Annotated in this window: 1 protein-coding gene; it reads left to right on the top strand. The window is 73.6% G+C overall.

Features of this window, described 5'->3' with window-relative positions:
* Positions 1 to 261, top strand: a 261-nt coding sequence (locus tag IN07_RS08290; RefSeq protein WP_036335088.1) for an IS5/IS1182 family transposase, incomplete at both ends; no start/stop codon positions are given.

Consider the following 261-nt stretch of genomic DNA (forward strand, 5'->3'; position numbering starts at 1 on the left):
CCGAGGGCCGTGATCCCCAGCCGACGGCGGCGGTGCTGGACGCCCAGTCGATCAAGACCTCCGAAGGTGGGGAGGCGATCGGCTACGACGCCGGCAAGCGGGTTCGGGGGCGCAAGCGGCATCTGCTGGTCGACACCGGAGGGCTGCTGCTGGCGGTCATGGTCACCACCGCCTCGCTGCAGGACCGCCCCGGTGGGCGGCGGCTGCTCAGCGCCGCCCGCCCGAAGTTCCCGCGACTGGGCAAGGTGTGGGCCGATGGCG

The sequence above is a fragment of the Modestobacter caceresii genome, from assembly GCF_000761485.1.
In the GTDB taxonomy this organism is placed as follows: Bacteria; Actinomycetota; Actinomycetes; order Mycobacteriales; family Geodermatophilaceae; genus Modestobacter; species Modestobacter caceresii.